The following is a 5,752-nucleotide window of genomic DNA, read 5'->3' as shown; positions in this document are numbered from 1 at the left end:
GTCGTCACGGGGGAGGTCTTCTGGGCGTTGGCCGGGCGGAGCATCTGTCCGGCCGCCAGTTCGCGGTAAATGGGGCTGCTGGTGAGTAGTTCTTCGTGACGTCCTTGGGCGGTGGTGCGGCCGTTGTCCAGTACGACGATCTGGTCGGCGTGCTGGACGGTGGAGAGCCGGTGTGCGATGACCAGCAGGGCGCATTCCCGGGCGACGTCCTTCATCACTGTGGTGAGCGCGGTCTCATTGATGGTGTCGAGGTGGGAGGTAGGCTCGTCGAGCAGGAGGATCGAGGGGCGGGCGAGCAGGGCGCGGGCCAGGGCCACCCGCTGGCGCTCTCCCGCCGACAGGGTGTCGCCGCGTTCGCCGAGCATTCCCGACAAGCCGCCTGGCAGCCGCCGCATGACGCCTTCCAGCTGGGCGAGCTCGACGACGTCTTGTACTTCTGCCTGGGTGGCGTCGGGCGTGGCGTAGGTGATGTTGTCCCAGAGGGTGCCGTGGACGACGTGGGCGTTCTGGTCGACGACGGCGATGCGTGACCGGCATGCGGTGCGGCTCAGTTCGGTGGCGGGCAGGCCGTCGAAGAGCAGGGTCCCGGAGTCCGGTTCGTGGAATCTGGCGATGAGGGCGAAGATCGTGCTCTTTCCGGCACCCGACAGGCCGACCAGGGCTGTCTGCTGCCGGTAGGGGACGGTGAACGAGACGCCGCGCAGCACCGGCCGGTCCGGGTCGTAGCTGAAGCTGAGATTCCGCAGGGCAAGGGCGGGCTCCTGGTACGAGATGGTCTGCCGGGCCGCCTCGCGCGTGTATGCCCGGACGGCCGGGGTCTGCTGGGAGGGCTCCGCCGGCAGGGAAAGTGCCTGCTCGATGCGCTGGTAAGCACCCATGCCGCGCTGGATCAGGCCGACCGCCCGGAAGACAGAGGACAGCGGAAGGACCAGGTAGGAGGCGTACAGCAGGAAGGCGACCAGGTCGCCGAGGGAGTTGGCGTGGCTGTTGACCCGCAGGCCGCCGATGACCAGGACGATCAGGAAGGAGCCCTGAACGGCGAGCTCGACCGCGGGGCTCATCACGGAGGCGAGTTTCGCGGTCCGTACGCCGGCGCTGTACGCCGCCTCGACGCATTTTCCGATGCGGGCCGCTTCACGGTCCTCGGCTCGGTGAACCCGGACCATCGGCAGGGCGCCGAGGGCGCGTTCGAGGTCGGCGGCGATCGCGCCGACGGAGGTCTGCATGCGTTCGGAGGCAGCCCGGATGCCCTTGAGAAGTGAGGCGACGATCACGGCGGCGGTAGCTACGGTCGCCGCGACCAGGAGGAGCAGCAGCGGGTCGATCCACAGCATGAGGACGATCGCCCCCGCCGCGACGAGGACACCCGTCACCAGATCGACCAGTGCCTGGGAGACGACTTCTCTGAGCAGGGTGGTGTCGGCGGTGACCCGGGAGATCAGATCGCCGCTGCGGTGCCGGTCGTACTCCCGCATCTCCAGCCGGAGCAGCCGCGCCACCAGGCTGTGGCGCAGCCCTCGTACGATGCTTTCGCCCATGCGCTCCAGAACGAAGCGGCCTACTGCGCCGGTCGCCGCTTCGGTGACGAACAAGCCAGCGAGGAGCAGCAACAGTGGCCACAACATCTGTCCGCGCCCGCTCGCTTCCACGACGTGCTTGGCAGCGAGCGGCTGGGCAAGCCCGAGCGCCGAGCCGACGAGGGTGAGTACGGTGGCGACGGTGATGGAGGCCCGGTGGCCCGCGGTCAGCCGGTACATGGTGGCGACCGCGGCCCGGGTGGAGCGGTCCCCCTCGGCCGCCTGCTGCGCCTGATCCACGACGGTGTCGGTCATCGGCCCGATCGGCTCCCCGGAGCGACCGTGATGAGCTGGGTGAAGTAGTCGTCGGGTACGCCCTCGTCCACGGGGCGGCCGTCCGCCTCGATCCAGGCGTGCGCCGTGAACGGCGGCACCACGCGCACCCCGGTGCACCAGGTCGGCCAGCTCCCTCCCAGGCGGCACAGCAGCGCGGCTCCCAGAGACCGGGGCAGGCAGCCTTTCGGCCCGGCGCAGCGCAGGCTCACCGCGCACATCGCGTCCCGTGCGTTCTTCGCCTGTGCGGCGGTGGCCGGCGTGGCTCCGCGACATGCGAGGTGGAGCACGGCGCGGATCCGGCGGGGCGGCAGGAGTGAGAGCACGAGGGCGGGGATGAGGACGAGACGGGCGGCCAGGCGCCGGGCGAAGGGCACGCCGGTGGGCCGCTCCAGGGCGCTGGGCGTCGTCATTCGGCCAGCCCCGAGGCCCGCAGTTGGTGTACGAGGGCGTCGACGTCCTGCTTCGCCTGGGCGAGGTCGATGTCGAATTCGTCGGCGAGCGCGGCGACCGCGGCGGCTTCGTCACCGCCCGCCATCAGCGTGTTGACCACCAGGGTGCCGGTCGGATTCAGCTCCCAGTAGTCCCCGGCGCGTTCGTCCAGGAGGACCGTGCCGTAGTCCGTCTCGGCAGTGGAGACATTGGCGCCGAACTTCAATGCCATGCGTGTGCCTTTCTGCAGCGGAACGGTGGTCATGAGGAGGCGGGAGCCTTGGGCCCGGTGGTTCGGTGGAGGCCGCGCAGCCATACTTCGGCGGCGATGGTCGAGTAGAGGATCGCGTCGCGCAGTTCGGGTGTGGCCGGGCGTTGGGCGAGCCGGCGCAGGGCTGCGCCGTCGACCAGTCCGAGCTGTTCCAGCCGGGAGTCCTCCCACAGCGCCAGCAGATCGGCGCGGTGTTCGCGCAGTCCGTTGGATGCGTCCATGGAAGCGGCGGCCTTGTTGGTGCGCCGCAGGCACGCATCGGGCACGATCCCGCTCATGGCAGTGGTCAGGAGGGGTTTGTACCGCCAGGGCGTGACACGCTCGCTCGGGCGCACGGCGAGGCATGCCTCGATGACGCGGTCGTCGAGGAACGGCGAGGCCATCGGTACGCCGGCCCGGGCTGCCATCCCGTCCCACTGGCGGATGATGCGGGTGCAGGAAAGGATCTGTTCGAGGTCGGTGTGCAGGCCGCGGTCCGGGTGCAGCGGTACGGCGGTCACGGCGGCCTCTCGCAGCGCCCGTTGGGCCATCCGTTCGGCGTCGGGGGTGACCCAGTCGAAGAGGCGAGGGGGCATGCCCCAGCCGAGGCTGGTGCTGACGGTGGCGGGTAGTGGGTCTCGCAGGCGGCCGCTGGAGTCGGCCAGCCACTTCCCGTACGGCCGCGAGTCGGCCAGCGCGCGTGCCGTGCCGCCCAGCGGCCACTGCCACAGGGCCCTGAAGCCGCGCAGCTGGCGCAGCGCGAACAGCGGGCGCGTGCGTAGTAGTCGGTGGTAGTACGCCTCGGAGCACCAGGCCACGTGGTCGCCGCCGATGCCGGTCAGGTGCAACCGGCTACCCCGCTCCGCCAGGCCGGGCAGGTGGTGCAGGACCCTTGATCGGTCCATGACGCCGATGGTCGGTTCGTCCAGCAGGTCATCGATGCCGAGCAGGCCCGTGTAGACGAGCGGCGAGGCGTCGGCGTCCCAGACCACATGGTCGATGTCAGGCATCGACCGGGCGGCCTCTTCGGCCCAGTACAGATCGGTGTCGGCGGGGTCGCGACCAGGCCAGGTGCTGGCCACAACCCGGGCCGGTGAGCGATCCGCCAGGAAGCAGATGGAGGTGGAATCCAGGCCGCCTGACAGGTCGCAGCTGACTACGCCCCCCTGCCGGGTGCGGGCGTCGACCGCCGCGGCCAGGGCTTCGCGGACGAGGGGGGCGCCGTCGGCGAGCGTGCGTACCGGTTCCGGCGGTGTCCACCAGCGCGAGTGGCGTACGGTCCGGCCGTCCGGCGAGACGATCAGCGCGTCCTGGGGGGACACGGCGGTGATGCCTCGCCACATGGGTGCCTCGGCGAGTGGATGGGGAATGGGCCACAGCAGCCGGACGGCCAGTTGCTCCTCGTCCGGGTCGACGCCGAGCGCCGCGGCGAGTACGTCGGCGCGGCTGGCAGCCACCTGTGTTCCGTCAACGGAGGCATGGAAGACCAGCCGGAGCCCGGAGGCGGTGCCCTGCACCCTGAGCCGCCCGCCGAGCGCGGCGACGAGATGGAAGCTCCCTGGAAGGGAGCGGGCCAGTGCGTCGAGTTCGGCGAGATCCCGCAGCCTCCCGGCGTGGCGCTCGAGCTCTGCGGCATCGACCGGACAGCAGCCGATGACGGCGAGGACCGTGTGGCCGGCGCGCGCGGTGACGATCTCCTCATCGTGCCACCGCCCCACCAGCCAGGGCCGGCCCGAAGCGTGCTGCAGGATTCGCGTTCCGGGGCGGGCGAAGAAGCGGGCCACGGCGGCCGCGTCCTCCCGGTCGGTGAAGACCGTGAAGTGCGCGTCGCCGGGGCCCGTCCCCGCACTCTCGTGCAGTTCAGTCATGACGTCGGGTCAGGAACCGTCGCTCGTCAGTTCTTGCTCAGGATGAGACGGTCGTTGCCGGAGCTCTGCAGGAGCCCGGTCTTCTTCCGGAACGTCCCGAGCCGGACCAGCGTCGGCGCCTCGTAAGCCTTCTTCATGACTTCTCCTCACATGCGGTGTCACGACCGCCCCCTGGCTGGCAGTGAACCGGAGACCGGTTCACTGCCGTCCCGTCCAGGCTCATCGGGAGCCGGAACAAGGAAGCGGGTGTACCCAAATAGCTACGTGCATAGGTGGATGCCACAGCAAGGTCGCTAGAGAAAATGGGATCATATGTAAATTTCTAAAGTGGTCAGAGAGCTGTACTGCGGCTCACGAGGTTCGTCAAAAATGAAACATCAGGCGAGCGGGATGCGCGCAAGGACGGAAAAACGATTCGACCTGCGCATCGAGAAGCACACGGTGGGTGTGGTGAAGAGGGCGCGCCGACGGGATCCGGACGGAGCCGCCGGGGCGCACTCCGATCTTGCCGCCGTGCTTCCCTCCCTGCTTCTTCTGCCTGAATGGCTGGATACTGCCGCCGATCCCCATTGCCTCGCAGACGGTCCAAGGACAGGGGCAGGCCCCTCTTCACCCAGATCCACACCGGGTAGCAGGAGATCTCCCCTCGCTGGCCAAGCAGCGATCAACGTCTCACCCGGGCAAGCCTTGATCAGTACCGGGGCATTGATGCCGGAGCGTCAGCGAGCCTCACACCCGTCCGGGGGAACGCCGCGCCAGGATGGAGAGCACGAGGGCCCCGGTCCCCCGGGCGGGAGGAGAACGCATTGATCACCATGGACGTCCAGCACTGCGGCAGTTCGGTCCTGGCCAGCGTCAGCGGGGAACTCCACGAGTACGCGGGCGCGGCGCTTCAGCGGGCGCTGGACGGCGTCACCGCCGGCGAGCGGGACCTCATGGTCGATCTGCACGGTGTGACGTCCATGGACTCCGGCGGCCTGCTCCACCTCTTGGCCCTGCACCGCGGCGCGGAGTGCCTGGGCTTGCGCGTCATGGTCGTCGGCTGGCAGCCCCAGCCCCAGCAGCTCATAGCTGACGTCGCCGGCATCCGCGGGCGCGGCTCGGCCACCGGCGAGCGGTACGCCGTGGCGGGCTTTCGCCGGCTGCTCGAGGAGCGGGCGCAGCGCGCACGCGACCTCTCGGATTTCGGTGCCGGATGGCTGTCCGGCGTCAAGCGAGGCCCGGTCCGTTCCTCACACGGACTGTTCCCACTTGTACACAAGGGCACTCGCCGCCCGTAGCCGAGCCCCGGCGGCCCCGAGCGGCTTGGTGGGAGCCGCCCGTGCACGCAGCGGCGCTCGGACCCCTCAGGG

Annotated in this window: 6 protein-coding genes; 1 reads left to right on the top strand and 5 read right to left on the bottom strand. The window is 69.9% G+C overall.

What is annotated here, in order from left to right; genetic code table 11:
• The 5 genes from PV721_RS40480 to PV721_RS40460 all read right to left on the bottom strand — a co-directional run.
• A partial coding sequence (locus PV721_RS40480) for an ABC transporter ATP-binding protein (RefSeq protein ID WP_319733450.1) occupies positions 1 to 1,832 on the bottom strand: 1,832 nt, incomplete at its 3' end.
• Positions 1,829 to 2,263, bottom strand: a complete 435-nt coding sequence (locus tag PV721_RS40475) for a lasso peptide biosynthesis B2 protein (RefSeq protein WP_319733448.1) — start codon at positions 2,261 to 2,263, stop codon at positions 1,829 to 1,831. The genes PV721_RS40475 and PV721_RS40480, both read right to left, overlap by 4 nt.
• Positions 2,260 to 2,514 carry a lasso peptide biosynthesis PqqD family chaperone gene (locus PV721_RS40470; RefSeq protein ID WP_319733444.1) on the bottom strand — a complete coding sequence of 85 codons (255 nt, stop codon included), beginning with the start codon at positions 2,512 to 2,514 and terminating at the stop codon, positions 2,260 to 2,262. The genes PV721_RS40475 and PV721_RS40470 overlap by 4 nt, the downstream gene beginning before the upstream one ends.
• 29 nt (positions 2,515 to 2,543) lie before the next feature.
• On the bottom strand, positions 2,544 to 4,400 hold the full coding sequence (locus PV721_RS40465) for a lasso peptide isopeptide bond-forming cyclase (RefSeq protein ID WP_319733442.1): 1,857 nt from the start codon (positions 4,398 to 4,400) through the stop codon (positions 2,544 to 2,546).
• 26 nt (positions 4,401 to 4,426) lie between these two features.
• Positions 4,427 to 4,537 carry a keywimysin-related RiPP gene (locus PV721_RS40460; protein ID WP_107050258.1) on the bottom strand — a complete coding sequence of 37 codons (111 nt, stop codon included), beginning with the start codon at positions 4,535 to 4,537 and terminating at the stop codon, positions 4,427 to 4,429.
• A 678-nt stretch (positions 4,538 to 5,215) separates the two neighbouring features.
• On the opposite strand from PV721_RS40460, the gene PV721_RS40455 reads away from it, so the two are divergent.
• On the top strand, positions 5,216 to 5,680 hold the full coding sequence (locus PV721_RS40455) for an STAS domain-containing protein (protein WP_319733452.1): 465 nt from the start codon (positions 5,216 to 5,218) through the stop codon (positions 5,678 to 5,680).
• Positions 5,681 to 5,752: the final 72 nt, after the last annotated feature.

Source organism: Streptomyces sp. MB09-01 (assembly GCF_033794505.1).
Lineage (GTDB): Bacteria > Actinomycetota > Actinomycetes > Streptomycetales > Streptomycetaceae > Streptomyces.
This window is presented reverse-complemented; position numbering and strand designations above follow the sequence as displayed.

Coding starts and splice junctions, on each gene's coding strand:
- PV721_RS40475 (WP_319733448.1), bottom strand. CDS start 2,263: ATGACGACGCCCAGCGCCCTGGAGCGGCCCACCGGCGTGCCCTTCGCC.
- PV721_RS40470 (WP_319733444.1), bottom strand. CDS start 2,514: ATGGCATTGAAGTTCGGCGCCAATGTCTCCACTGCCGAGACGGACTAC.
- PV721_RS40465 (WP_319733442.1), bottom strand. CDS start 4,400: ATGACTGAACTGCACGAGAGTGCGGGGACGGGCCCCGGCGACGCGCAC.
- PV721_RS40460 (WP_107050258.1), bottom strand. CDS start 4,537: ATGAAGAAGGCTTACGAGGCGCCGACGCTGGTCCGGCTCGGGACGTTC.
- PV721_RS40455 (WP_319733452.1), top strand. CDS start 5,216: ATGGACGTCCAGCACTGCGGCAGTTCGGTCCTGGCCAGCGTCAGCGGG.